Here is a 24,745-nt window from a genome sequence, read left to right as displayed (position 1 = left end):
CATCAACAAGGCTGGGAAGGCGCCGCCGAGCACATCAGCCAACCTGATCGCATTGCTTGGAAATCCATGTGCGCCACTAGCGAAGGCAGGGAGAAACGCGAGAAATGGTGCAAACGCGCGATATGGGGGAACACCCTTCCGGCCGTCAAAGCCGCGTGGAAATCGGTGGATAAGCTGACATCGGGGGCGTTCGTCGGAATGTGGCGCGAGCGGGTTGCGCATTTCCAATCGAAGTACATGGCCACTGCCGCTGCCGAACGGGCGAACCAGTAAACTTCCGTTGGCAGGAGTTGCCGCACCCGCGGGCCGCCGGGCCTCACCGCCGTTGCGGCACGTGGTGCCGCTCATCGCTTGTGAGTTGCATACGTTCAGAAACGGCAAGGTGACTCGCAAAGACTCCTATTGGAAGATTGTGGACTAAGATTTCCGGAGCTGGCATTTGAGCATGGCGCCGAGTCCCACTTGGGGCCGCAATGCAGAGCAAAGCGGACATGCTCTCGCCCGAGATTTTATTGAGATCAGGAACATGACCAAATTCCATGGTGATATTCGTAGGCCTATAGCAACGCATAGTGATGCATTTTCTAAGCCGATAGTTTTAGGATTTCTCGAGAAGATGGCATGCGTCACCCATATTTTCTTTTTCTCTTCGCGTTGCATTAGGAATTGCTTGGATATGCGTTGCTATTGGGCTTCTTGGGCAGTCAAGAAGTAAAAGCCAGCCGGCGTCGGTTAATGGACTCGTTTGAGGACCCAAGCCTCGAACGGGTCCACTCTCGCAGCTCATCGACTGATCGCGCGGTATCGACTGCGACGTTGTCTTCTGTCATCGACACCAAGGTCGCGGCAGCGTCGGACAACTCGTTAGCCGCATAGAAAGCGAACGGCCAAGCCTTCATTGATCAAAGTTGACCCCACATCCACGCCATTGACTCGAAGCGTTCCACAGCACGACCGAAGTTGCACGCATCCGTACCTTCCGTGCCTGGCACACAGGAGCAAGCGACTTGGTGAAACTCTGACCGGCCATTGCTAACGAGTTCAAGCAGTCTTTGCTTGGCAGCGACGCCCTTTTGTAGCTCCGCATCGCATCGCGCTCGACTGCTCGCTTCTGGTGCGTTGAAACCAACTAAGCGGACGTTCGGCCGACCGTCATTCAAACTTATCGTGTCTCCAACAATCACGAACACCGAAATCGAAGTGGAGAGAGGTTTGGCTAATTCAGAAGAAGATAGCCGCGGCCATGCCTGAACGGCCACAAAACCGACGAACATGCAAAGAGCGACAAGGCTAGAAAGGTAACGCGAAACTGACTGCTTCGATTTGAGGTCAGCGATCATCTCGAGCCGCTTCGGATCGGCCCACTTCGTTCGGCGAAATCTATGAATGTTGTTGGGCATCCACTTCCCGTATACGTGAGCGATGCCACTCGTGGGCATGAAAAGAGGGGCAGCAGGACCCCAACCTCCTGCAGAAACCCTCATGTCGATTTTGGGACCAGCTGTCTGCTAAACCGTTGCTCAAAAGCAGCACCCCTGAATCGTTTCAATGGCTTATTCAAAATACTGATTGGCGAACAAAGTGCAAAGGGCTGGCTAGGGGCAAATGTGGGTCGTGAACTATGTTAGCACACCATTCAGAGACGTCCCCTCAATAGCTCCCGGTGCAAACAACATGGGTGCTGTGGCGCAGGATTTTGGCCACCTGGGCAGCACGGCAGCGGCCGCCGACGCTAGCAGATTTATTGCCCGCCATCGCGCGCGCACAGGCAACGAGCCGCAAAGTCTGAGGGCCATAGCAGCCGAAGCTGAACACCCCGAGACCCTAACGCCTATGCCCTTTTGTCTGCCGCTTAGGCACGACCTCCATGCTCCGCTCCCGCGTGTTCCTGCAAACACCGAGCTTCACCCCTCTCGCCTTTGCCGCTGCCAAGGCGGTTCACCCTTGCGCTGATCATGCCCGCTTCCAGCTCGGCCACAGCGAGCATCTGGTGCAACAGGAAGCGCCCCGTGGCGCCCTCGATCTGAGGCCGGTCCGCACAGGAGGCGGTTGAGAAAGGCGACGCTCCGTTCAGTCGGTCGACCTTGCTGACCACCAAGGCCGCTCGGTGCAGCCTCGCCCGAGGCAAAGGCGGCGTCGAGCGTGTTTCGCTATCCACTAGAACTCGCAAAATCTGATTAATGATGAAGTGTGCCTTAAGGGAATTCACGGGTTCACCACTGCCTCCACATCGATACGCGAACCGATTGAAGCCCAAAAGCTCTCGCCGGTCACCGTTCAAAACGCGTCTCTTTCGGACTGCTGTTCGGATAGCGGCCAGAACGATAGGAGGGAGCATAGACAAAGGGAGGCTTCTGCGTGGGTGATACCAACTCCGTGACAGCTACTGGAAGCCACGAGGTTTTTCTTCTGGCTAGTCGGCCGGCCATTGCTTATATCGACCTTCAGCTCGGCTCTAGGTTGCGCTGTCTGCGCCTGTTGCTGGTCCCTCTAGCAGTTTGCGCTCGTCTATCCCGGATTCCTTTTCGTCCCTCGACGCCGATGATCGTTTTGAATTCATCGGGAATTGGATTTCCGCTAATGAGATCTTTTACAGATATAGGATCGCTATCACTAGCTTGGCGTCTATTGAGATACTGCACCCAGTTGTGGAGGGCCTCATACAAAGCCTTATCGTACTTGCGTATGAGTCCCTGCTCAATTTTCCGCTTCGAAGGTTGATACACCCTCTCAAGAAATGAAACCGCCGACTCCGATTTATCAGAGCGATCCTTGTATTTCTCTAGTTGGCTAGGGTTGAGCCCAGCATCGGCCAAATCCCGTTCCCGTTGCAGAGCAACCAATCGACCTTGAAGCGATTCTATGACCCTGCGTGTGAGATCTGCCGTGCCCTGGTGGTCAAGATCGCTACTCAGCATCTCATAAGCGTAAAGCATGCCACGCGTTTTTGTCTCTAGGGCGACGATCCCTTTTCTTTCGTGCTCAACCTTCGATTTCACACTTCGAAGGAGGTTTCTAATTTCGTCGACCATCGATTTGTTGCCACTGCGATGTGAAGGACGAGCTCAAAGCTCCCCCTAGTACTCATGAGCAGAATTACAATCATAAAATGTAGTTTCTATTATCTTCACTTTCAATAGCGTTTCGAAGCGACTGCAAACTTTTTTGAGATGAAACTCCACAGAAATTTTGGGCTAAGATTGGAATGGCCCCCGGGCCTTAGAGGCGGCCCTCGAAGGAAAAGACCGCGGCCAAGTCGGACGCACAACGTCGACCTACTAGCGGAAGTCTCTCCCGGCGGGACGCTCGCCTGTCGAAGCACCAACACACGGCATTCAAAAGAGTGTGCGTCTTCGATCCTGAAGTTCTACCGCCGCCCTACTCGTGGTAGTCTGAGACTTGGATCGCGCGCTTCGCCGACAAGCAGACGTTCTAATTGGAGTCTTGAACACCAGCTTGCGATTGCCAGAGGGTGCCGCCTAATGGGGATCGTCTGCACGACTTCACGAGGCCGCGCTGGCGCGAACTGACTACATTGCGATCGTCGAAGCAATCGGGGCGAATGCGACAAGTCCGAATGCTACGGCTGGCGCCGCGCGCGCCTTTGCGGCAGAGGGGGTGATTGCAACCACGACAATATCAAGTACCTAAGCGCGAGCGCGGTCTCCAGCCAGGATCTGCTGCCGTTATCTCGCAACGACGACAGCGATTACGAACAGTCAGCCTTACCCAATGGGACGGAAGGACAGGATTGTCGACGGGGCACCGACATCACCCGCGCCCGCGATTTGTCGCAGTCATTCTCGACGCCTGGGCGCGAACACTCGTCGGTCAACCGATCAGCCGCTCGACGCCGCTCTGGACGACACGAGCGAGTGGCAATCCAACAACGCTAAGGCGGAGGAGTTTCCCAAGGTCGAGGCGGGACATCCGATGGCGCACGAAACATTCGAGGATGTAGTCGAGAACTTTCTCCGCTTCATGGAAGAGGCTCCAACATTTCATTGCTCTCTCGGCTATCTCCGCCGCCACAATTTGAAAACCAACGCGCCGGGCGGTCGGTCAAATAAATCCGCAGACTGATCCGCTGCTCGGTAACAAGACCCCACTACAAACTCTGCATAACGGACAAAGTGGGCCCGGTAGTAGTCACCACAACGGCGATTTGTGACAGTTGTTACGTTTATTTTTTTATTGACAGGGGTGACGGAGAGTGATTGCCTTGGCAGGCTTTCGATCGTCGGAACCGATGGGAGCTCGATATGACAAAGATGGTTGGTATTAACGCGGCGGCCCAGGCCGCCTCGTGTCAGCTGCTTTTGTGCTGCGGAGCCCAGAAGGTGAGAATATGCCCGCGACTACTCGCAGATCCTTCGTCCAAGGTGCAGCGGCTTCTATATTGCCGGTGAGATCGCCTATGCTCCGCGTCGGGCCCTGATAACGGAAGCTTAGACTCCGGAAGCGCTACGAAGCTCGGTCGACACCTTGCTATCAGGCCAACGCGACGCGCTCGTGGTTCAATACAGGTCCGTCCTGATAAATAATCAGGAAAACGCACGGAATATCTTTAGATACTGACCACAGGTAAATATCCCTTGGACTCGGTGCCACAGTTAAGACCTTGAACGATCGCAAGTGCCGTGACGCTCACACCCGGAGGACAACGAGAATGTAGCCGATAGCCTCATGCCGGCCTGCACAGGAGAGCCGATACAGCTAAAGGCAAACAAGCACTGGATCCTGTCCTAACTTTCGCGTTGCTTGCAATCTGCGGCGGACTTTCGCCCTTCTTCTCATGCTGAATGCTCGACCAGATTGAAAACCGAGTTAGACCGGTCCGCCTTACTGGAAGGTTGTAGCTATGAAAACGAATGTTGTCACCATTGCTAGCCTACTCGCTGCTTCCGCGCTCTGCGCATCTGTCGCTAACGTTGAGGCTTGTCCTTCTGGGCAGTATTCCTGGATGGGAATGTGCGTCCCCAACGGAGGCAACGGCACGGTCGCTCGATCATTCGAACACCTGAAAAAAGAGATTCCAGCGCAACTAGGCGGGCTGCCATTAGAGCAGTGGATCAGCCAATCTCGCACCACCGCCCTGAAAGGTGCGCTTCCGATACCACCCAAAATTCGGGAAGCACTGACCGGGTACGCTAGCGAAGACTCAATGAATAGGGTTCGCTTCAAGGTTGGCGATGGCGGCGCGCTCAATCTGGCGCACGTTCTCGGACAAGGGGGCTTCGCTTCTGCGGTCACTCTCATCGATGTGATAGTCTTCCGCGGGCCTACTGAAGCGGATGATCCCTCGATCTGGGCACATGAGCTCACGCACGTCGATCAGTACATCCAATGGGGCTTACACAGCTTTGCGATACAGTATGCTCGAGACTATAGGTCGGTCGAAGCGCCGGCGTTTTCCAAGGGAGATGGGTATCGAGCTTGGGTGGAGTCCGGAGGTACGAAGCGGACAGCCACTGGAGGGCCATGATAGGAGCCGCTGGATCGACTTGATGCTTATCGAGCGCCCTCTTGATAGCATGACGAATTTAGGTTCGGGAATCCGGATTACTCCCGATTGGAGGATGCCTGCATGCAAAGGGATGGCTGTCTGACACTGAGCCGACGGTCAGGTTGGTGCACACGGGTCCGTGTGCCAGTGATGCTGCCCAAGAGCATCTCTCACAAGATCCTGCCCTCACTTTCGCATCGTTGGTACCTCTGCTGACAAACGTCCCTGGCGGACTCGTGCCGTAGCTGGATCGCGTCTCAACTGTGCAGTTGAACTGAATGGGCTCGATCGATGCAAATAAGTGGAGAAGTCGCGATGTACCCAATCAATCAGACGAGACTTTGCCCCACCTGTAGGGGCCGGAACGTGTCCAGTTGTTTTAGGTGCAACGGAAGCGGAAAAGACTCAAAAGGCAAATGCGAGGAATGTGCTGGTCGGGATGCGATCAAGTGCTGGAACTGCGAAGGCGTCGGTTTCATCTGTATTTAATTGAAGCCAATCGCCGGCTCAAAATTCACGATGCAAATTCACGAGCTAACACTCGCCCAGATGTCTACGGCTTCAGCTTCATTGAGCTGATAACCGCAATTCAGGCGTGCCGCTTCCAGGACTTGCGATCAGAGAACTGCGTTGACCAAGCCACACCATTCTTTTTTGAAAAGGAGTTGAAGATGAAGGCGCTCCCTTTTGCAATCGCTGCGGTGGCGGTCTTTAATACTAATGCGCTCGCTCAAAACAAAGCTGGGGCTGTTGGGGAATTTTCTGATGGTACGACGGTGGTTCTCCCCGACTGCCGTACTTGCAAGGTCAAGCAGACCGGACCTAACGAGTACGAGGTTAGGATTCCTAAGGACGTACGTAACAAGATTGATGGCACTCAGGGCAATCAAAACAGTCAGGGAAGTCAGGCCAAGAAAAAATAATCGCAACGCTGTCATGGAGTTCGGACATGCATTTGCGATGGCTCTGCAGCATACTCTCTGCTGGATTGATGACCTCTTTGGAAGGCTCATCGTCGCGAGCCGAGACGCTGGATTTGATCATAAGAGCCTTCATTCCATCTAAGCACGCTACAGACCCAAATTACATCTTCAATATCAGCGAGAATGGTCGTTCTGTTTCAGTCCTCAAATCGCCGTCTCCCTTCGATTTCGTCATTTGCTATTTGACGGATCAACGAGGTTTCAGCACAGATCGGGATGCCTCGTCGAGAATAACTTCTAAGGCCAGCATTTCCCTATTCGAGGGACCTGCGCGCCTGACCGCCGGTACTGGCGAAACCGGAACGACTCACGCGGTCAAGTGCTCGAACGGCGTAGCTGTTTGTACGGATAAGGCCGGCATTGATAATTTGAAGTGGGGGCCTCTTTCTGAACCAGGATCGGCCGTGAGATTGCTGATAGATGGAGCTGGCGCAAACCCTTGCATTGCGCTTGCCGCAGTTGTGCCGAGCATTCAATATAAAGGGGAGTTTCGGATCGACACCTCGGCGGGAAAACTGACCTTCGATGGACACGTCAGCCAATTCCCTTCAATCGAGGCATTCGTCATTTACGACAAAGGCCAACCTCTCGTCCTCTTTCAGGAGCCTGCAATTGGCACGGCAATGAATATCGGCTCAATGAGGCCAATAAAGAAGGAGGTTGCGCTTCCGATCTTTGATGGAGTTTGGAAAAGCACGGATGCATCGGGACGGTTCATGCTTCACATCAAAGGTGACGATTACACCCTTACTGAGACCTCGGTCGGTCGAAGTCTCACACGCCGTGGCACGTTCACGCGATCGACGAGCGGTCTAACTTTATCCCGTGACAATGATCTAGAGGCGTTACAGGTTTTGGGATTCTCTCCTGAGATAGTCTCTCAAATTCAGACTCGTTCACCTCAACCATCTACGCTCACTTTGAAACGCTCTGGTACAGGTCTAACGGCAAGCTGGGCGGGCATTGTGGTGATCAAGGATATGAAGGGTAGATTTCAGGAGCTAAAGCAGCCAGGCCAAGGGCCAGTGAAATCATATCTGTTTGCAAAGGCACGTAGCTAAGGCGGCTCCAAGAATGCTGGTAGCGTTCAGCATGTTAGTTGTTGGACCCGTTTCTCGCGTCTTGCCCTGCCGCAGACCCGCAATGTGGCTCAAGGAAACATCGAACGCCCCGGATTTCTAGTTTCCGGACAAATTCCTTTAGAGATTTGATTAGGCCCGATAGCAATGCATAGTGATGCATTTTCGAACCCATTAGTTTTAAGATTTTTGAGGGTCCCCGTCCCGTCACCATTAGAATATATTTTTCTCCCGCGTAGCATTAGGAAATGCTTTGATATGCGTTGCTATCGTCCCGTCTTGGGCAATGGGCACCGAGACAAAGCACTTCCACAAAATGAGGCCCTTAGGAGAAATTTATGGGCGGAATAATCGCCACGGATCCTCGTAGGCCCCTCACCACATTGAATTAGGGGGCGGTTGCCGATTGATTTGGAGTTTCCCCAAGATCCTACCCCTCCCGAGGCTCGGCCCTGCCCCGCCTCAAGCGCTACGCGATTTTTGCGGGGGAATGCATCCGGCTCCTAGCCGAATAGCAGATGATTTACGCGGCGAACGATGACCGTCACAAACCCCTCAACACATGTTGAGGCATCCGTAGCGGAGGCGATCGTGAAATCGAACAGTGGAAAATTCGTCGCGTATTATCGGGTCTCGACCGCCCGGCAGGGCAAGAGCGGCCTCGGCCTGGAAGCCCAGCGGGCCGCCGTCATGGTCTATCTAAACGGCGGAGACTGGCAAATCGTGGAGGAGCACACCGAGGTCGAGAGCGGACGAAACTCTAATCGTCCTGCGCTCGAAAGGGCCCTGGCCGCAGCCCGGCTGCACCGCGCCTCACTCGTGGTCAGCAAGGTCGATCGCCTGACCCGCAGCGTCGCGTTCTTGTCCCGCCTGCTGGAAGCCGGTGTGGATATTCGGTTCGCCGACCTTCCGCAGATTGAGGGTGCGACCGGCCGTTTCCTATTGCATCAGATGGTGGCAGTGGCAGAACTCGAAGCCAGCATGATTAGCACAAGGGTGAAAGCGGCACTTCAGGCCGCGAAGGCGCGAGGCAAGAAGCTCGGTGGCTATCGCGGCGCAGTGCCGACGGCCCACATGCGGGCTCAAAGCACCAGAGTCGTGCGTGAGTGGGCCGACGCCAGGGCTGCAGACGTATTGCCTACCATCAGAACCTTAAAGGCGGGCGGCGCCGTGAGTCTGCGATCGATCGCAGACGGCCTCAACGCCCGCAGCATCCCCACAGCGCGCGGTCGGGGCAAGTGGTCGGCCATCCAGGTTTCACGTATTCTCGAACGCGCCTGACTTCCTCGATCTGCCACTGGCCGAACACCCCACTTCGCCCCGCGCTACATCTACCGATCGGGACCGACCCCAGCGCTCACACCGAATTACGTTCCGTTCGGCTTTGTTCACGTCAGCTATTTCTAGATTTTTGATCTATCGGTGCGCACCTCGTATTAACTCGTAATGATCACCCCGAATGGCGGCTTTGCGCCAGAAGCGGCCAGTCGCTCCGAGCCCGCATACGGGCCCTTGTCATCGCGCGTCAAGATCCGTTACCCGGCGTCTCGCCGGATCAGCGGTCGTCGAAGATCGGGGCCGCACGTCTCGATCGGAGACAGCTGCCCCGAGTGCCCGCCCGAGTTGGCAACAGGGCCATGTCGCCAATGAACCATTCAATCCCCTCCGCATGCGATGCTCACGATTGCTCAGGCGACTTGTAGCGAACAGCAGTGGAACCGCCGCGTTTTCACGGGACTATCCGGTGATCGCGTCCTAGTTATTTCGTTGCGCGGTCCAGTATCCCGAGCAGCGCCCACCTGCTGCGTGGCCGCTCCAGGTCCCGCGGCCGGCGTCTCGCGTCAGCCTCCCCGACCCTGATGCGTATTTGTCGTGGACCGTCACCGACGCGCGAACCGCGCCCGACCTTCCGACATGCCCGCTAAACTTCACCAGATTGGGATGCGTCACAACGCCGTCGTTGATGTTCACTGAGAAATTGTACGTCGGATCGCAGCTTCCGCGTTGTGTAACGAAAGTGAGATTCCAGGGGCCGTCGTAAGAAGTTCGGGCTTCCGCAGTCGTCGCCAGGGTAAGGCAGACGCAGCCAATGACATTCGCAATCAGTCGCTTGTTCATGATCTTCTCTCCAGAGGAATTGGTTGATGTTCGGTAGGCAGTCGTTGGGTATTGTTGTCTTCTCTTGGACTATCGCAGCTGTGCGTCGGCCATCTCCTTTCACCGTGCGTTTTGAGAGCCAATGTGCATTTCGGCGGGCGCTACGCGGCTGTCCAGCCGCCGTCGATAGAGAGGTTGGCGCCGGTGATCTGCGCGGCGCCTTCGCCACACAGGAACAGTGCGAGCGAAGCCACCTGTTCGACCGTGACGAATTCCTTTGTCGGCTGGGCCGCGAGCAGGACGTCGTTGATCACCTGATTTCTGTCCATGTTGCGCGCCTTCATCGTGTTCGGAATTTGCTTCTCCACCAGCGGCGTCCAGACGTAGCCGGGGCTGATGCAGTTGCAGGTGATCTTCGACCGGGCGAGCTCGAGCGCCACCGTCTTGGTGAGTCCCACGATGCCGTGCTTGGCCGCGACGTAGGCCGACTTGAAGGGGGACGCGACCTGCGAATGCGCCGAGGCCGTGGTGAGGATACGGCCCCAGCCGCGTTGCTTCATGCCGGGAGTAACGGCACGGATCGCATGGAATGCGGAGGAAAGGTTGATTGCGATGACCGCGTCCCACTTTTCGACCGGAAAGTCCTCGATTGGCGAGACGTGCTGGATGCCGGCATTGTTGACGAGCACGTCCACGCGGCCAAACGTTCGCTCGGCAAATGAGATCATGTTGGAGATTTCCATTGGCTCGGCCATGTTCGCGGGCGAATAGATCGCCTTCACGCTAAACTCGCGCTCGATCGCAGCCCGCGTTTTTTCGACATCGGCCGGTGCCCCGATCCCGTTGAGCACGATGTTGGCGCCGGCCCCCGCGAATGCCCGCGCATACGCAAGACCGATGCCGCTCGTCGAGCCGGTCACGACCGCGACTTTACCTTTCAGAATATCCATTTCGCCTTTCCTTGTTGATTTGTGACGGTCCTGCGGCTCGACGCCGGTTGCTTCCAGGCCCGCGCAGCCGATCGCGGTTGTCCATCATGTGACCAGACTTCTCTCGTAGCTCCTGACCGGGCGTCGAACCGGCTGTTGCAGATAGTCGTGAACGACCTTGCCCAGCCCCAGGGTTAGGTCTGCGCGGATGTGAACCGCGGACACAATCTCGAGAACCGGCAACTCGGCCACGGGAGCCAGGGCGTGGGGCGTCAAGGCGAGAGCCGCGGGTCCGGTCCACGCCCCTTTCAAGACAAGCTGCTCAAGGTGATATTCGACAAGCTCGCAGATCCGCGGACTACCGTCGACGTGTGGAATGATCTTGAGAAGGAAGTTCGGCTCCTCGAGAGCGGCCTTGACTTGCGCCAGGTCGGCTTCGCGGTGCTTGTATCCCATCGTGCCGGTTGCTACCCGCAACGGACCGTAATCCAGAGTGCCGATCAGCGTATCGATCTCGGTCCGCAACGTCGGCTGGCCGAGCTTTTTCGGAAAGCCCCAGAGCTCCCGGCCGCCCGCGATCGGCCCCTCATCGTTCAGGAACATGCAGTGGGTGTAGCTGCCCCTGCGACCGCGGAACGACACCGGGATGACCTGGCCGCTCTCGGTATAGTCGCCAAAACCATTGGAATCCGGCATGCGGATGAATTCGTATTTGACCAGCGCTTCGCGTTCATCAACTTCGAGCGGCGCCGGAACAATCGATCGTAGCTTTGCCGGGTCGGTGCGATAGGTGATGATCAGGTATTCGCGGTTGACGAAGCGATACGGCCCCGGCGGATAGGCCGGATTGGTGAGCGGCATCGCGAACGCCCGTCTCACGACTTCATTCTCGTGCATTGAATTCTCCTGTAAATTGGAATGACCGGCTGGCCTACTCGCGACCATCCTGCTCAAGATCGAAGGTGGAGACGCCGTCCGCGCTGGTCGGGCGCGCCAGCACCTCGGGATGCCGAAGGGTGCGCAACGCATCGTGATAGCCGGCGCGCCAATGGTCCTGCATCGAGAGGCGGGAAAACTCATAGTCCTTGGAGTGGCCTTCGTAGTCCCGGGCGCGATAGATCAGGTGGACGAGGCTGTGCACGTTGTGAGAGGCGGCCGTCCTGAGCAGCCTGACGTCGTCTTGCTCGCGCAGGCCTTCGGGCAGCCTGCTCAAGAGAGCTGCCAGCTCTCGCTGCAACCGGTGCAGGCTCTTGAACTGGTCTGTGCTCGCTCGCGTGCGGCTGGAGTATTGAATCTCCTTTTGACGCGTAATGACGTCGGCCATATTGCGCGGAATCTGGCCGCGCGCGCTCCAGAGATCGACCTGAAACACCAGCGTGTCCTGACGGGCGCCACACTCGATCACATATTGCAACGGTGTGTTTGATACCAAACCGCCGTCCCAATAATGTTCGCCATCGATTTCGACCGCCGGAAAGCCCGGCGGCAGCGCCCCACTCGCCAGGATATGCTCGGGCCGAATCGTATGCGTGGCGGTGTCGAAATAGACCAGATTGCCGGTCCTCACATTGACGGCACCTGCGCTGAACCGCGTCATACCGGCGTTGATGCGATCGAAATCGACAAGGCGTTCCAGTGTCGCCTTCAACGCGCTCGTGTCGTAGATGCTCGTGGCGGCAAGCGTTCCACCCGCTTGCAGCCACGGCGCCAGTGGCCGCGCAGAAAAGAATCCGGTCGCGCCGAACACCGCTGCAAAGCTCGCATTCACCTGATTGAGAAAATTGCGGGTATGATCGCTGTTCATCAAATCGGTGAACGGCGCGTCCAACGTCACCTGCGTCCAGAACTCGCGAAGCCGGTCAACGCGGGAATTGGGAGGATTGCCGGCGATAATTGCAGCATTGATCGCTCCGATCGAAATGCCGGCAATCCAATCGGGATGGATGTTGGCTTCGGCCAGGGCTTCGTAGACGCCTCCCTGGTAAGCCCCAAGAGCCCCACCGCCCTGTAAGAGCAACGCTATGCAATCGAACGGCAGACGCCTGTCCGCGGTCGTGAGGTGTGGTCGAGGCTGAAAGTTCATGGTTCCTGCTCTTGGTTTGCGATAGCCCAAGCCTGCGTTCTGTTCAGAACGTGTCGTCGCGGGCTTCGCCATCCGATTTAATAAACTATACCGTATAGTTTGATATTTGAATTGTCAAGCAAGCGCGTTCACAACTTTGTGCTGCATCTAATTGAGTGACGTTTGTCCGACGTTGTTGTCGACTACCCGACCAGTTCGACACGCTGACGCAACGCCGAAGTTCGCTTCGACGTCACGCAGCTGCGGTGAGCGAACCGGTCTCTGTCACGAGCAGCAGCGAAGCCAACGGGCTTACGATATCTACTGTGTTCGTCGGGTGAGGTCCGCCCTGCCCGAATTCGGGTTGGCTAGTTGCAAACCAGAACGCGACGGTGGCGACGATAGGCGTAGTAGCAGTCGCTATCGGAATAATTGCCATCGTTCGCGCTGCCATAGGCATAACCCGCATAGGCTCCTGCGGCATAGGCTGCACCATATCCGTATCGCCGCCCGCCATAGCCATGGCTGAAGCGACCGGAATGGCTGTAGCCGACCGATGCGGAGCGAGCCTCGACCGAGCGTGCAACCGCAGGTCCGCCACGACCGCCGGCACGGACGTCGCCAGGCCCCCTTAGATCGCCGCGAGGACCGCCGGCGCCCAGCCGGGGAGCCGGACCACCAAAGTCGGCACCGGGCCCACCGCCAGGCCCCATGTGAGGAGGACCTGCGAATGCGGGAGGACCGCCGGCCGCGATCGGCGGAGGACCGCCGGGCCCCATCGGAGGAGGCGGAGGGAATTGCGCAAACACCGCAGTTGGCACCAATGAAATCGTTGCGAGCGTCACGCTGACGGACAGCGTCAAGAGTGTCTTCCTGGACATCATAGTCTCCGTTTTAGATTTGCGTTTCAAGGACCGGCACCGGCGCCGTCGGCGCGAGAGTCGGGTTCGACGAATGGGTGTCGTGCGCCGGGTCAGCGGCCTCCTGCACTGGCCCGCCATCGTCATGGACAGGGTGGATCCGGAACCACGCCACATAGAGCGCAGGCAGGAACAACAGCGTCAGCAGGGTGCCGACGATGATGCCGCCCATCATCGCGTAGGCCATCGGGCCCCAGAAAATCTCGCGCGCGATCGGAATCAGCGCGAGGCTTGCGGCGGCGGCCGTCAGCAGGATCGGCCGCATCCGATGCTCGGTCGCTTCCACAACGGCATCCCAGGCTGGGCGCCCCTCCTTCCTCAGATCCTCGATCTGCACGATCAGGATCACCGAGTTTCGGACCAGGATACCGATCAGGGCCAGGACGCCGAGGATGGCGACGAACCCAAGCGGCGCGCCGCTCGGCAGCATGGCCATGACGACGCCGATCACGGCAAGCGGCGCGACCGCAAACACCAGGAACAAGCGATGGAAGCTTTGCAGCTGAATCATCAGGATCGTGGCCATGACGAACAGCATCAGCGGAACGACGGCCACGATCGGCGACTGGCTCTTGGCGCTTTCCTCCACGGCGCCGCCGATCACCACCGAATAACCCGCCGGCAGTGCTTTGCCGAACTCCGCCACTTTCGGTGCCAACTGGTCCATGATCGTCTTCGGCTGGACGTTGGTGACGATGCCGGCCTTTAGCGTGATCGTGGGAATCCGCGCGCGGCGCCAGATCGTCGGCTGCTCGATCTCATAGCGCAGATTGGCCACAGCGCCGAGCGGCACCGACTGCCCGCCCTGCCCGCTCAACTGCAGATCCCGGAGCGTATCGATCGAACCGCGATCGACCGCGGTCGCGCGTCCCGTGACATTGACGAGATAGATGCTGTCGCGAACCTGTGTGATCGAGGTGCCCTCGAGCACCGAGTTCACGGCCGTGGCGATGTCTTCCGACGTCACGCCGAGCTGGCGGGCCTTGTCCTGGAGAACGTCGACCTTGACGACGCGCGCAGGCTCCATCCAGTCGAACACGACGTTGCCGAGATCGGGGTTGCTCCGGACGATGCCAGCGAGTTGCTGCGAGAAATCCCTGACCTTCGCGACCTCTGGCCCGCTCACGCGGTATTGCACGGGACGCCCCACCGGCGGGCCGACCTCGAGCAACTTGACGTAGGTGTCGGTGCCTGGAAACGTCTTCCTCAGATATTCCTCGAATTGCGCCTTGACGAGGTCGCGCGCCTTAATGCCGCCCTTGGTCACAACTACTTGCTGGCCAAACCATGCATTAGCCGTCTGCACGTCGAACGACAGCACGAACCGCGGCGCGCCCGTGCCGACATAAGTCGACCAATGCTCCACGGAGCCATTGCCCTGCAGCTGTTCGCGCTCGAAGCGGGCCATCTGCGCATTGGTGTCTGCAATCGAAGCATTTTGCGGCAAGTTCCAGTCGATCACCAGCTCGTCACGGTCCGACGAGGGAAAGAACTGCTGCTGCACGAATGTCATGCCGAACAACGCGACGAAGAAGGCTGCCACCGTCACCCCGACGGTGATCCAGCGATGATGCATGCAGACGAGCAGCAGGCGAGCGAACATCTGCGCCAGCCGGCCCTTCTCCCCGTGGTGCCCCTTCATCTTTGCCGGCAGGATGGTGACGCCGAGCAGCGGGGTGAACAGCACCGCGACGATCCACGACACGATCAGGGAGACCGCAATCACCACGAACAGGGTGAAAGTAAATTCGCCGGCATTGCTGCTGTTCAACCCAATCGGGATGAAGCCCGCGACGGTGACGAGCGTGCCCGTCAGCATGGGAAAAGCGGTCGACGTATAGACGTGAGTCGCTGCCTTTTCCAGGGGATCGCCGGCCTCCAGCCGGGCCACCATCATTTCGACGGCAATCATCGCGTCATCGACCAGAAGGCCCAGCGCGATGATCAATGCACCCAACGAAATTCGCTGCAATGAAATGTCGGCATAGGCCATCACCACGAAGGTAATGGCGAGGACCAACGGGATCGCTATTGCGACGACCAGCCCGGCGCGCATACCCAAGCTGAGAAAACTGATGGCAAGAACGATAACCACCGCCTCAAAGAGCGCTTCGGTGAAGCCCGACACCGCATGCTCGACGACAACCGGCTGATTGGCGACCAGATGAACGCCGACGCCGATCGGCAGGTCGGCAATGACCTTCGACATTTGCTCCTTCAGCGCCTCGCCGAAGTGAAGCAGGTTGGCGCCGGACTTCATGCCGATCGCAAGCCCGATGGCAGGCTGGCCGTTGTACCTGAACAAGGTCTTGGCCGGATCGGCATAACCGCGCTTGATGGTCGCGACGTCAGTCAGCGGAAAGAAGCGGTCGTTGATCCGAAGATTGACCGCGTTCAGGCTTGCCTCCGACGTGAAGCGGCCGTTCACCCGCACGCTGATCCGCTCGGACCCCTCCTGGAACACCCCGGAAGGCGCGACCGCGTTTTGTGCCTGCAGGGAGGCCATGATCGAGCGGACGTCGAGGCCAAGGGCCGCGACCTTCCGAGTGGAGAATTCGAGGTAAATCACCTCGTCCTGCGTTCCCAGAATGTCGACCTTACCCACATCCGGCACGGTCAAGACCTTGGCGCGGATACCCTCGACCTCGTCGCGCAGCTGACGCTGGGTCAAGCCGTCGCTGGTAAAGGCATAGATGTTGCCGAACACGTCGCCGAAGCGATCGTTGAAGCCCGGTCCGACCACGCCTTGCGGGAATTCGCCCTTGATATCCGCGATCATGTTGCGGACGCGGACCCAGGTCGGCTTGACGTCAGCCGCCTTTGTCGTATCTCGCAGGTAGACGAAAACGGTGGTCTGGCCCGCGACCGTCACGCTCTTGGTGTAGTCGAGCGATTCCAGCTCCTCGAGCTTCTTTTCGATCCTGTCGGTGACCTGGCGCGTCATTTCCTCGGGCGATGCGCCCGGCCACTGCGCCTGGATCACCATGGTCTTGATGGTGAAGTCGGGATCTTCCTGACGACCAAGCTGAAGGTAGGCAAAGAGACCTGCCGCCATGAAGGCGATCATGAAATACCAGACGAGCGAACGATGGTGGAGCGCCCAGTCGGAGAGGTTGAACGACTTCATGGCTTCTGATCCTGTTCGATACGGACTTGTTGTCCTGGCTTGAGGCTATGGATTCCGGCGGTCACGATGCGCACGCCGGGGGCGAGCCCACCGGCGGCGCGGGCATCTGCGGGGTCGCCGGCGAGATCGACCTTGTGCAGCGACACGGTGTTCGCCGGCTGATCGACGACCCAGACGAAATTCGCGCCATCCCTGGCGAGCACCGCCGAGGCGGGGACGCGCAATGTCGGACTTTGCGCGTTTCCGAGCTTCGCCGTAACGGTCGTGCCCAAGCGAAAGCTTTCAGGGGGATCGTTCAGCGCAATGCGGACTCGCCGCAGGCGCGTCGCCGGGTCCGCCTGCGGGGCGATCTCGCGAACCTTGCCGTCGACCTGCGCGGCGGGGAGCAGCTGCAAGCCGACTGTGAATGGCAAGTCGATTTCAAGCGGCACCGGGAAATCCTCCCCGATATCGACCACCGCCTCCCTGATGTCGGGCCTCGCAACTGTCACGACATTTTGGCCTGGCGAGACTACCTGGCCGACTTCTGCGCCCACCGCGGTGACGACGCCGGCGAAATCGGCCTTGATCTGTGCATAGCCCCTTTGCTCGATCGCCTTGATCAAGTTGGCCTGTGCGTGCGCCACCGACGCAGCAGCGCCGGCTCGCGCCTGCTCGGCATTGTCCAGCGTCTGCTTTGTGGTGGCGTCGGTTGTGAACAGGGTTCGCTGCCGCTCCTCTGTCGCCGTTGCAGTCGCCAGCTGCGCCTCGGCCTTCGTCAGCCCAGCCTTGGCCGATCGTACCGCAAGCTCCAGAGCCGTGGGATCGATGACACCGACAGTCTGTCCTTCGCTGACGAGGTCACCAACGGAGACGGGGCGACCGGTCAGACGTCCCAGGACGCGGAACGCGAGATTGGTCTTGTACTGCGGCTCAACGACGCCCACGGCGACCATGCCGTCCGTGCGGCTCGGCTCGAGGACCATTGACAGCACGGGTCGTGCAGGCTCGGGTGCTTTCGCGTCCTGCTGACATCCAGCCAGCACCAGCGCGGAAACAAACGTGCCGGTCGCTATCACGGCGGGTCTCTTCATTCTCTTCATGACGGGTCTCCCTCATATGTCACGGCCTGACCAACGCTCAGCAGCTTGCCGCCATCGATCACGACACGCTCGCCCGGTTCGAGGCCCGCCTTGATCAGCACTTCATGGGCTTCATAACCGCCGATCGACACCGGCTTGAGCGCGGCCGTCTTGGTCGCCGGGTCGACGGTCCAGACCGCGGGCTTCGATCCCGCCGCCGCCAATGCACTCCAGGGCAATGCGATTTGCTGCTGGGCCTTCGCATTGACGGTTCCTGCAACGGCGCTTCCAAGCGTCATCGCTGCCGATGGATCATGGATGGCTACCTTGACGCGGATGGTCGAGCTCTTCGCGTCAATCACGGGAGAGACTTCCCTGACATGCCCGCTCGCCGTCACGCCTGTGTCGGAGACGAGCGCCAGCGATATGCGACTGTCATCGAGATCGCCAAACAAGAGGGACTCGTAGATGTCGAACACGGCATCGCGTTCGCCGTCCTGCGCCAGCGAGAAAACCGGCTGCGCGGCCTGTACGACCTGGCCGACTTCCAGATTGCGCGCAGTGACCACGCCTGCCGCTTCTGCGCGCAACTCGGTATAGCCAAGGGCGTCTTTCGACGTTCCGAGCTCCGCTTTTGCTGCTTCAAGCGCACCTTCTGCGGTTCGCAATCCTTCCTGCGCCTGGTCGTAGACCGTCCGCGTGGTAAAACCGCTTGCAATCAGCGCCTTCTGCCGTTCGAAGGTTACCTTGGCCACGCGCAGCTGGGATTCTGCGGCCAGCACCGCCGCGGTCGCGGCATCGACGTCGGCCTGCTGCTCGGCCGGATCGAGCAGAGCCAGGACTTCACCAGCCTGGACGCGGGCGCCGACATCGACATAGCGTGCAAGCACACGTCCGCTGACGCGGAACGAGAGGTCGGCGCGAAAACGGGCCTGGATTTCGCCGGTCAGGGTGACGGAGGCTTGTCGATCCCGCGGCTGCACGATTTCCGTGCGCACGATCGCCGCGCGCGTGATGGGGGCAGCCGCGTGATCGTTACAGCCACTCAGCACGATTGCGACAAGCGCCGACGCCAGGATGCCCGGCCCCCTCAACTTGCGTTTACGGGCAGTTCCAACGACTTCAGTTTGGTTCGTATTCTGTTTCATGACACTTCCATGCGGTGACCAGGTGACAACAACTCGCCCAGCACATCCGCCGCTGGACGGGCAGAGACCAGTTGGGCTCCGCGAGCCGAACTCGGGTCCGGTGGGGTTGCGACGGGCCGACTGTCCCGATCCGGGGAGCTTGCTCCCGTGCAAAACGTCGGGGCATCGGATGGGTCTTTTGACCGGCGAGGCGACTGTGTGATGCGACGCTTCACCATCGTCCAGTTCGCCTGCCACTCACGCTCTGTCAGTGGAAACGACACAACGACAGACGTGAATTCGTCGCCGAAGCCGTGCTCGACCCGACCGCCGAGTCCCTTGGCAAGATCATTGCTGATCCGGGGTCCGCGACCCTCGGCGCCCCGTGCCGACCGCGATCCATTGTCCAGAATGACGCAATTCACCAGCCTGCCGATTCGTGACAGTTTGATCCTGATTTCTCCGGTCCGCGCCTCGAAGCACGCATGCTTCGCGGCGTCGGTTACGAGCCCGTGAACGATCAATCCGAGCCGCCGGCATCGATCTGGTTGGAGCGGAAGAGATTCGGTGGCGAGTGCCAGCCCGATATTCATTCGGTCCAGCAACGAGCGGCGCATGGCGCTGCCCATCATGCGGATGTATGTCGCGGCGTCGATCAGCGCCTTGCCCTTGGGCATTGCGAGCGCCTGCTGCACATCGGCATGACCATGCAACAGTTCGACCACGTCGCTTAAGGCGCGCTTGGCCTCTGCCCCCTCCACCCGGATCGCTGCGGCCGAAACCAGGTTGATCGCCGAGGCGAGCCCGCTATCGATCCGGTGATTCAATTCCCGCAGCAGAATGCCCTGCTCTACGATTGGCGAGTCCGGGCTGCACACACTCACGGTGATCTCCTCTGGTTGTCCGGGTGAGCGGCGGCCGAACGCGCATGTGGCGGGCCGCCCCTCATCTGGATGAGTTGCCGCAGACCCGAGCCTTCAAGCTGTCCGCGGTGGTTTAAATTACACTAAACCGTATATTTTCTTTTTGTTGCATTTTCTTTCCGTGCATGTCAAGCGGGATCTACAAATTCGTAATTAGGAGATCGTGATGGCGAAGAACAAAAGCCCGAAACGCGGCAGACCGTCCAAGGACCTTGCCGGCGACGTCCAGGCGCGGATTCTCGATGCAGCCCAGCAGCTCTTTTTGGAGAAAGGGTTTCGGAGTGCCAGCATCGACGACATCGCCGAGTTGGCCCCAGCGAGCAAACCGACAATCTATGCCCATTTCCCCGGCAAGGAGGCGCTGTTCGTTGCTGTCGTGGCCCGGACCATCACCGGGTTGACAGATTTCGAGGGGTTCACGCCGGCAGGCCGCACCATCCAGGAGAAGCTCACCAATCTCGGCATCGAGATCGTGGAGAGATTCGTCGAGGATACGTTGGACCTCACGCGCGCGACGATCGCCGAGGCGCGGCGATTTCCCGAGTTGAGCCGAAATGTTCACGATGCGGCGCGCGACCGCGCGGCCGGGGCAGTATCGCAGCTCCTAAACGAGGCAACGCAGAAGGTCGCGCGTTCACCTAAAGGACCTTTCAGCGCAAAGCGGAGCGTAGCGACCGCGCAGATGTTCATGGATCTCATTTTGCTTCCAATGCTCATGAGATCTCTGATGGGTGAGGACCTGAAGGATCTCAAAAAAGAGCTGCCGACGTTCCTGCACGAACGGGTCAATTTCTTTCTTGCGGCTTGCGAGGCAGACTGGAGGCCGTGAATCAGCCACCCCGCTCGCTATCCTTGCGCCACGGCTTGGGGACGTAAGTCGGCGGCCAGGTCGGTCGACTGCCCCCACGGCGCCTGATGCAGGGCGCCTGCGCAGAAATCCATCATCTCGTCAAACGCGGGCCGAACGCTAGCGGCGTTGATCCGCGACGGATTGAGATATCCGTCCATTGCTTCAAGCAGGCAACACGTCATTGCCAGCGGACTTCCCGGTCGCAGTTCGCCGCTCGCCTGTCCGCCGGCAATGATCGTGCGCACAAGCCCCCGGATCCGGTCTTCGTAAGACAGCGCGACTGGCCAGTTCTCGCTTACCGCCGCAGCGACCAATTCGTGTACTTTGCTGTCGTTCTCCAGCCGGTGTTCGTGCAGCTGCGAGATTGCACTTAAAGCGGCCGCTAGCCGCTCCAGAGCCGAGCCGCTCAAGAGAGCCGCGAGCGTTGCGGCCGCGCAGACTTGTTCGAGCAAATCTGCCACGACCGCCTCTTCGATCGCCTGCTTCGAAGCGAAGAAGCGGTAGATGTTGGCGGGCGACATCGACATTCCGCGAGCGATGTCGGCGACGGTGGTCTTCCTGAACCCGATTTTGCGGTGCAATCGGATCGCGGCTTGTACGATCCGTTGACGAATGCACGGCGATCCGGCCTGCGGTATGCGTTCCTGCATCGCTTGGGACCTCAGTGAGATGGAATCGAATGCAATTCGCGTCGGCAGGCTTCCCCGAAGCCACGCAAGGGATCCATTTCCTCCAGAAACTCAGGCAGATCGCCAAATTCGCGGTTTGGTGACAGGTAGGTTTCGATGATCAGGCGACCTGCCCGCTCCGCAGCCTGTACCACTTGATCGCTGGACAGAATCCTCATCCGCCCTATCAGCGCATACAGATTGACCAGTTGCGGAATCTCGGACTTGTCGCTGACGAGCGCGTCGGCGTAGACTCGGGAAGCCTCCTCGATGAAACTTCGATAGAGCCGCTCGCGCTTGGAAATCGACCGGGAAAAGTGACGCTCGCGAAGCCTGCGGCGCCGAGTCACCCATCCAGTTACAATCGTGGAGATCGCGCCGAAGGCCGAGCCGCCGAACGCGGCGAAGGCGGGAGCATAAATCGTGTTCATGCGATCAGTCCTCATCTCTCGCGCCGCGGTAGCGGGTCGATCCTATTGTCCTGACCGAAGCAGCTTCCGCAGCGTGATCGAAGACGGCCCTGCAAGCATCGCCCAGGTCCGACTTTCTTTGCCTGAGGCACGCCTCCACATTGGTGGGGTCAGGGATGTAGCTAAAGCACAGCCGGAAGGCGTCAGGCGCGCATGCGGCCCTCTGTTCGGCAGTGCCGCGGTTCTCCTGCGCAAAGGCAGTCCCATTGCCGAACAACGCCGCCAGCATGACGACTAATGTGTACTTGAACATACAGAATCCTTTCTTCTGCTGAGGCATCGTGCTTTCGAACGGGAAACGCAGTGTCATGCTCCAATTCCCCGCCCTTCAAACTGCCTGAACACGAGCTTGTGAGTCTTCGCTCTTGACACACTCCGCGGCTCGGGCTGTATATGAACTATACGGTGTAGTTTAATTCGGAGACGAAGAATGTCAATGCTTTTGTGGTCGCTCGCGAAGGAAAATCCGGGACCGGGGCTTGCGCTCGCATCCCTGAACCTGGTCGTGGCTCTGGCTCTCGTGGGCCTGAGCTTGCTGCTGAGCGTTGCGATATCCTTGCTTGCCGGGCTGCACGCGTTCGTCGATCGAGGGGCGGTGCCGATCAAGCGGCAAGTCCAGCGGCGGAGGGCCACTTCATGACGTCAGCCCTCCTCCTCGCACGCGATTGCATCATCTATTCGGTCAACGTCTGGCTCGTCCCGGTTGAACTCGCGTTCAACTTGATTGAGTCGGAACTCGTGCGCAGAGGCATCCAGCCTTACCCGACCGAATAGCGCGCCGCCTGATGGCGCATTCGCGATTGACCCGAAATCCATGAATTACAGTCCATGCGATTGGCGGGATAAGTGCCGCCATCTGGGCGCCAAGCTCCATCTAAAATCGAAACGGAAGCACATGCCACACACATCAGGCCGAACAGCCAACGAGCGGTCCCGGATCGCGCCGAAGGGACTTCAGCGCGGGAGCCGGGCGCTGTGAGCACGAGATCCGTTCTGTCTACGCGTGCGCGCGGCTCAGTCGATGCTCAAATTCCGCTGCGGGATTATTTTCTGTGGGTCGGCGGGGCCTTGCTCGTGCTGTTGTTTGCGGCCGATTCCCTGCTACCCCCACTCCCGCCAAGCAAGCTCATCGAATCGCATTCTACGCTGCCGCCGATCCGGATCACCTCCGATCGGAAGGGACCGGAAGCAGTTGTCATCGCGACCAGTCAGCTCGACCTCCTGCTTGTGCTCCCAGGCAAGGAGTTTTCCGAGGCTCGGCATCGGAGTTTCGAGACACACCAATAAAGCCACCGGGTCATTCTTGACCAGCGTTACAGGATCTAACTCATGTCGAAGAAGCGATTGTTAGCGATTATCGTTTGGTTCGCCGCGCTTGCCGGTACGGGCGCGATAGCCGATGTCACCCATGCGCCTTTGGACGCCGCAAAACCGGGCGTAGCCGCTCAGCACGAGGCCGAGGAGGCAATGAACCGTCGCTTGCTCGAACAACTTCGCACCATAAAAATACCACTGAGTAAGGCGGTAGCGATCGCCGAGCATTTACATGACGGTTCAAGAGCCGCCGACATTAGCTTGGAGATATCCGGTCCGCCGGTTTATCGAGTGCGGACGGTCAAAAATGAACGAATCTGGGAGAATGTCCTAGATGCGAACACCGGAGGCGTTACGGAAAAGGAAATTTCGTCATCGCTGACGGAGCTCGACCGAGAGGATTTGGGCAACATCATTGCCCTGGAGTCAGTTGAGTTCGAGCTCTCGGACGCCGTACGCATCGCCGAGAAAACTGCAGGGGGAAGCGCTCTTGCCGGAGGCCTGTTGAAGCAGGATGGCCAACTCAACTTTGTGGTCGTCATCGCCAGTGGCGATCGCTTGAAGGAGGTCATGCTCGAGCCGCCCATCGTCGGTAAGTAAAGGGCAAATCGCCGCTACCGGTTTAGCCGAGCCACACGACAAATTTGCACCAGAAATTGATTTGGCGAACGTCCGCTTCGCGCCGATTGCGTTGAAAAACTCGTTGTTGAAGCCGACCGTGATCGCTGATTCATTCCGTACCATCGGGGCGGGAGATCGAATCGATGATGGGTCCGCGGCAGGTTGATCAGGCGCCGCTGTTCTACGAGTTCTCACTTGAGCGACATGTTCCTGTCGCCCACTTGCTGAGGGCTATCGATCGGTTCGTCGATTTGTCTGACGTTCGCAGCCACTTGGCGCCGTTTTACAGTTCAACTGGCCGGCCTTCGATTGATCCGGAACTGCTGGTCCGGATGCTGTTGGTTGGCTACTGCTACGGCATTCGCTCCGAACGGCGGTTGTGCGAGGAGGTTCACCTGAACCTCGCCTACCGCTGGTTCTGTCGGCTCGGGCTCGATGGCGAGGTGCCGGACCACTCGACGTTCTCCAAGAATAGGCATGCCCGCTTCCGTGACTGCGATCTGCTGCGAAAGCTCTTCGAGACCGTGGTCCGGCGCTGCATGGCCGAGGGGCTGGTTGACGGGGCTGCCTTTGCGGTCGATGCCAGCCTGATTGCTGCCGATGCCAACAAGCAGCGCTCTGCGGCCGGGTCTGATGATGTTGAATGGGAGGCCATCGCCAAGACGCGCCGATCGGTCCGGGAATATCTTGATACCCTTGATGAGGCTGCCTGGGGCGCTGCCAGCGAGACCGTACCAAAGTTCATCTCCAGGTCGGATCCGGCCGCCCAATGGACTGGCGCTCACAAAGGGCATGCCTTCTTTGCCTACGCCGACAACTACCTGATCGACCTGAAGGCGGCGATCATCGTCGATGTCGAGGCGACGCGAGCTATCCGGCAGGCCGAGGTTGGTGCAGCACGCACCATGATTGAGCGCACCGGAGAGCGTCTCGGGCTCTGTCCCGAGCGCCTGGCCGCCGACAGTGCTTACGGTTCAGCCGAGATGCTCGGGTGGCTCGTTAACGAGC

Annotated in this window: 25 protein-coding genes and 1 pseudogene; 12 read left to right on the top strand and 14 right to left on the bottom strand. The window is 58.9% G+C overall.

The genetic code is table 11. The annotated features are described in order from the left end of the window. A pseudogene (locus tag JQ575_RS41070) lies at positions 1 to 273 on the top strand (transglycosylase); the annotation flags it as partial. 629 nt (positions 274 to 902) lie between these two features. Here JQ575_RS41070 and JQ575_RS41065 read toward each other — a convergent pair. Next, positions 903 to 1,400, bottom strand: coding sequence for a hypothetical protein (locus JQ575_RS41065; protein WP_249167241.1), 498 nt, complete (start codon positions 1,398 to 1,400; stop codon positions 903 to 905). Positions 1,401 to 1,867: 467 nt separating this feature from the next. Between JQ575_RS41065 and JQ575_RS46275 the strand changes: the two genes are divergently transcribed. After that, entirely contained in the window at positions 1,868 to 2,053 is a 186-nt protein-coding gene (locus JQ575_RS46275; RefSeq protein WP_212038854.1) for a hypothetical protein, read from the top strand. 391 nt (positions 2,054 to 2,444) lie between these two features. Here JQ575_RS46275 and JQ575_RS41055 read toward each other — a convergent pair whose 3' ends face one another. After that, positions 2,445 to 3,032: a hypothetical protein gene (locus JQ575_RS41055; protein ID WP_212038853.1), complete on the bottom strand. Its 588-nt coding sequence runs from the start codon at positions 3,030 to 3,032 to the stop codon at positions 2,445 to 2,447. Between the two features lie 700 nt (positions 3,033 to 3,732). Here JQ575_RS41055 and JQ575_RS41050 point away from each other — a divergent pair. The 5 genes from JQ575_RS41050 to JQ575_RS41030 all read left to right on the top strand — a co-directional run bounded on the left by JQ575_RS41050 (position 3,733) and on the right by JQ575_RS41030 (position 8,849). Beyond that, complete coding sequence (locus JQ575_RS41050; RefSeq protein WP_212038852.1) at positions 3,733 to 4,083, top strand: hypothetical protein; 351 nt, start codon at positions 3,733 to 3,735, stop codon at positions 4,081 to 4,083. 778 nt (positions 4,084 to 4,861) lie between these two features. After that, positions 4,862 to 5,485, top strand: coding sequence for a DUF4157 domain-containing protein (locus JQ575_RS45935; protein ID WP_212038851.1), 624 nt, complete (start codon positions 4,862 to 4,864; stop codon positions 5,483 to 5,485). Between the two features lie 470 nt (positions 5,486 to 5,955). Next, a complete protein-coding gene (locus JQ575_RS41040) occupies positions 5,956 to 6,429 on the top strand; it encodes a hypothetical protein (protein ID WP_212038850.1) in 474 nt (157 codons plus the stop codon). A 26-nt stretch (positions 6,430 to 6,455) separates the two neighbouring features. After that, entirely contained in the window at positions 6,456 to 7,550 is a 1,095-nt protein-coding gene (locus tag JQ575_RS41035) for a hypothetical protein (RefSeq protein WP_212038849.1), read from the top strand. 609 nt (positions 7,551 to 8,159) lie between these two features. Then, positions 8,160 to 8,849 carry a recombinase family protein gene (locus tag JQ575_RS41030; RefSeq protein ID WP_312016116.1) on the top strand — a complete coding sequence of 230 codons (690 nt, stop codon included), beginning with the start codon at positions 8,160 to 8,162 and terminating at the stop codon, positions 8,847 to 8,849. Between the two features lie 474 nt (positions 8,850 to 9,323). Here JQ575_RS41030 and JQ575_RS41025 read toward each other — a convergent pair whose 3' ends face one another. From JQ575_RS41025 to JQ575_RS40985, 9 genes are all read right to left on the bottom strand, one after another. After that, positions 9,324 to 9,686, bottom strand: a complete 363-nt coding sequence (locus JQ575_RS41025; protein ID WP_212038847.1) for a hypothetical protein — start codon at positions 9,684 to 9,686, stop codon at positions 9,324 to 9,326. A 140-nt stretch (positions 9,687 to 9,826) separates the two neighbouring features. Continuing rightward, the gene (locus JQ575_RS41020; RefSeq protein WP_212038846.1) at positions 9,827 to 10,615 is read right to left on the bottom strand and encodes a 3-hydroxybutyrate dehydrogenase; all 789 of its coding nucleotides are present in this window, start codon (positions 10,613 to 10,615) and stop codon (positions 9,827 to 9,829) included. Between the two features lie 84 nt (positions 10,616 to 10,699). After that, complete coding sequence (locus tag JQ575_RS41015) at positions 10,700 to 11,491, bottom strand: acetoacetate decarboxylase (RefSeq protein WP_212038845.1); 792 nt, start codon at positions 11,489 to 11,491, stop codon at positions 10,700 to 10,702. A 34-nt stretch (positions 11,492 to 11,525) separates the two neighbouring features. Beyond that, positions 11,526 to 12,677, bottom strand: a complete 1,152-nt coding sequence (locus JQ575_RS41010) for a DUF3734 domain-containing protein (RefSeq protein ID WP_212038857.1) — start codon at positions 12,675 to 12,677, stop codon at positions 11,526 to 11,528. 347 nt (positions 12,678 to 13,024) lie between these two features. Next, the gene (locus JQ575_RS41005) at positions 13,025 to 13,537 is read right to left on the bottom strand and encodes a hypothetical protein (protein ID WP_212038844.1); all 513 of its coding nucleotides are present in this window, start codon (positions 13,535 to 13,537) and stop codon (positions 13,025 to 13,027) included. 13 nt (positions 13,538 to 13,550) lie between these two features. Continuing rightward, on the bottom strand, positions 13,551 to 16,703 hold the full coding sequence (locus JQ575_RS41000; RefSeq protein WP_212038843.1) for an efflux RND transporter permease subunit: 3,153 nt from the start codon (positions 16,701 to 16,703) through the stop codon (positions 13,551 to 13,553). Further along, complete coding sequence (locus tag JQ575_RS40995; protein ID WP_212038856.1) at positions 16,700 to 17,776, bottom strand: efflux RND transporter periplasmic adaptor subunit; 1,077 nt, start codon at positions 17,774 to 17,776, stop codon at positions 16,700 to 16,702. Before JQ575_RS40995 ends, JQ575_RS41000 begins: the two co-directional genes overlap by 4 nt. Before the next feature lie 5 nt (positions 17,777 to 17,781). Next, the gene (locus tag JQ575_RS40990) at positions 17,782 to 18,912 is read right to left on the bottom strand and encodes an efflux RND transporter periplasmic adaptor subunit (RefSeq protein ID WP_212038842.1); all 1,131 of its coding nucleotides are present in this window, start codon (positions 18,910 to 18,912) and stop codon (positions 17,782 to 17,784) included. Continuing rightward, the gene (locus tag JQ575_RS40985) at positions 18,909 to 19,775 is read right to left on the bottom strand and encodes a sensor histidine kinase (protein WP_212038841.1); all 867 of its coding nucleotides are present in this window, start codon (positions 19,773 to 19,775) and stop codon (positions 18,909 to 18,911) included. The genes JQ575_RS40990 and JQ575_RS40985 overlap by 4 nt, the downstream gene beginning before the upstream one ends. A gap of 205 nt (positions 19,776 to 19,980) precedes the next feature. On the opposite strand from JQ575_RS40985, the gene JQ575_RS40980 reads away from it, so the two are divergent. After that, the gene (locus JQ575_RS40980; protein ID WP_212038840.1) at positions 19,981 to 20,643 is read left to right on the top strand and encodes a TetR/AcrR family transcriptional regulator; all 663 of its coding nucleotides are present in this window, start codon (positions 19,981 to 19,983) and stop codon (positions 20,641 to 20,643) included. Between the two features lie 17 nt (positions 20,644 to 20,660). Here JQ575_RS40980 and JQ575_RS40975 read toward each other — a convergent pair whose 3' ends face one another. The 3 genes from JQ575_RS40975 to JQ575_RS40965 are packed head-to-tail and all read right to left on the bottom strand — an operon-like array spanning position 20,661 to position 22,112. After that, positions 20,661 to 21,314: a TetR/AcrR family transcriptional regulator gene (locus JQ575_RS40975; protein ID WP_212038839.1), complete on the bottom strand. Its 654-nt coding sequence runs from the start codon at positions 21,312 to 21,314 to the stop codon at positions 20,661 to 20,663. 11 nt (positions 21,315 to 21,325) lie between these two features. Continuing rightward, positions 21,326 to 21,763: a hypothetical protein gene (locus JQ575_RS40970; protein ID WP_249167240.1), complete on the bottom strand. Its 438-nt coding sequence runs from the start codon at positions 21,761 to 21,763 to the stop codon at positions 21,326 to 21,328. A gap of 4 nt (positions 21,764 to 21,767) precedes the next feature. Then, positions 21,768 to 22,112, bottom strand: a complete 345-nt coding sequence (locus JQ575_RS40965; RefSeq protein WP_249167239.1) for a hypothetical protein — start codon at positions 22,110 to 22,112, stop codon at positions 21,768 to 21,770. A gap of 120 nt (positions 22,113 to 22,232) precedes the next feature. Here JQ575_RS40965 and JQ575_RS40960 point away from each other — a divergent pair, with 120 nt between their 5' ends. From JQ575_RS40960 to JQ575_RS40945, 4 genes are all read left to right on the top strand, one after another. Then, positions 22,233 to 22,442 (top strand): hypothetical protein, encoded by a 210-nt coding sequence (locus tag JQ575_RS40960; protein ID WP_212038837.1) that lies wholly within the window; start codon positions 22,233 to 22,235, stop codon positions 22,440 to 22,442. After that, the gene (locus JQ575_RS40955; protein WP_212038836.1) at positions 22,439 to 22,576 is read left to right on the top strand and encodes a hypothetical protein; all 138 of its coding nucleotides are present in this window, start codon (positions 22,439 to 22,441) and stop codon (positions 22,574 to 22,576) included. Before JQ575_RS40960 ends, JQ575_RS40955 begins: the two co-directional genes overlap by 4 nt. Before the next feature lie 555 nt (positions 22,577 to 23,131). Beyond that, positions 23,132 to 23,716, top strand: coding sequence for a PepSY domain-containing protein (locus JQ575_RS40950; protein ID WP_212038835.1), 585 nt, complete (start codon positions 23,132 to 23,134; stop codon positions 23,714 to 23,716). A 164-nt stretch (positions 23,717 to 23,880) separates the two neighbouring features. After that, positions 23,881 to 24,745: transposase (locus tag JQ575_RS40945; RefSeq protein ID WP_212038834.1), on the top strand; the 865-nt coding region annotated here is incomplete at its 3' end.

This window comes from Bradyrhizobium sp. JYMT SZCCT0428, assembly GCF_018131075.1.
Taxonomy (GTDB): domain Bacteria; phylum Pseudomonadota; class Alphaproteobacteria; order Rhizobiales; family Xanthobacteraceae; genus Bradyrhizobium.
The sequence above is the reverse complement of the archived record's forward strand: the minus strand, read 5'-3'. Positions and strand labels throughout refer to the sequence as shown.

Bases quoted from the DNA above. Each gene is read 5' to 3' on its own strand.
- JQ575_RS41000 (WP_212038843.1), bottom strand. From the start codon at position 16,703: ATGAAGTCGTTCAACCTCTCCGACTGGGCGCTCCACCATCGTTCGCTC.
- JQ575_RS41005 (WP_212038844.1), bottom strand. From the start codon at position 13,537: ATGTCCAGGAAGACACTCTTGACGCTGTCCGTCAGCGTGACGCTCGCA.
- JQ575_RS41010 (WP_212038857.1), bottom strand. From the start codon at position 12,677: ATGAACTTTCAGCCTCGACCACACCTCACGACCGCGGACAGGCGTCTG.
- JQ575_RS40990 (WP_212038842.1), bottom strand. From the start codon at position 18,912: ATGAAACAGAATACGAACCAAACTGAAGTCGTTGGAACTGCCCGTAAA.
- JQ575_RS40965 (WP_249167239.1), bottom strand. From the start codon at position 22,112: ATGACACTGCGTTTCCCGTTCGAAAGCACGATGCCTCAGCAGAAGAAA.
- JQ575_RS41015 (WP_212038845.1), bottom strand. From the start codon at position 11,491: ATGCACGAGAATGAAGTCGTGAGACGGGCGTTCGCGATGCCGCTCACC.
- JQ575_RS40960 (WP_212038837.1), top strand. From the start codon at position 22,233: ATGTCAATGCTTTTGTGGTCGCTCGCGAAGGAAAATCCGGGACCGGGG.
- JQ575_RS41025 (WP_212038847.1), bottom strand. From the start codon at position 9,686: ATGAACAAGCGACTGATTGCGAATGTCATTGGCTGCGTCTGCCTTACC.
- JQ575_RS41035 (WP_212038849.1), top strand. From the start codon at position 6,456: ATGCATTTGCGATGGCTCTGCAGCATACTCTCTGCTGGATTGATGACC.
- JQ575_RS40980 (WP_212038840.1), top strand. From the start codon at position 19,981: ATGGCGAAGAACAAAAGCCCGAAACGCGGCAGACCGTCCAAGGACCTT.
- JQ575_RS45935 (WP_212038851.1), top strand. From the start codon at position 4,862: ATGAAAACGAATGTTGTCACCATTGCTAGCCTACTCGCTGCTTCCGCG.
- JQ575_RS40955 (WP_212038836.1), top strand. From the start codon at position 22,439: ATGACGTCAGCCCTCCTCCTCGCACGCGATTGCATCATCTATTCGGTC.
- JQ575_RS41020 (WP_212038846.1), bottom strand. From the start codon at position 10,615: ATGGATATTCTGAAAGGTAAAGTCGCGGTCGTGACCGGCTCGACGAGC.
- JQ575_RS41050 (WP_212038852.1), top strand. From the start codon at position 3,733: ATGGGACGGAAGGACAGGATTGTCGACGGGGCACCGACATCACCCGCG.
- JQ575_RS40975 (WP_212038839.1), bottom strand. From the start codon at position 21,314: ATGCAGGAACGCATACCGCAGGCCGGATCGCCGTGCATTCGTCAACGG.
- JQ575_RS40950 (WP_212038835.1), top strand. From the start codon at position 23,132: ATGTCGAAGAAGCGATTGTTAGCGATTATCGTTTGGTTCGCCGCGCTT.
- JQ575_RS40995 (WP_212038856.1), bottom strand. From the start codon at position 17,776: ATGAAGAGACCCGCCGTGATAGCGACCGGCACGTTTGTTTCCGCGCTG.
- JQ575_RS40970 (WP_249167240.1), bottom strand. From the start codon at position 21,763: ATGAACACGATTTATGCTCCCGCCTTCGCCGCGTTCGGCGGCTCGGCC.
- JQ575_RS41065 (WP_249167241.1), bottom strand. From the start codon at position 1,400: ATGCCCAACAACATTCATAGATTTCGCCGAACGAAGTGGGCCGATCCG.
- JQ575_RS41055 (WP_212038853.1), bottom strand. From the start codon at position 3,032: ATGGTCGACGAAATTAGAAACCTCCTTCGAAGTGTGAAATCGAAGGTT.
- JQ575_RS46275 (WP_212038854.1), top strand. From the start codon at position 1,868: ATGCTCCGCTCCCGCGTGTTCCTGCAAACACCGAGCTTCACCCCTCTC.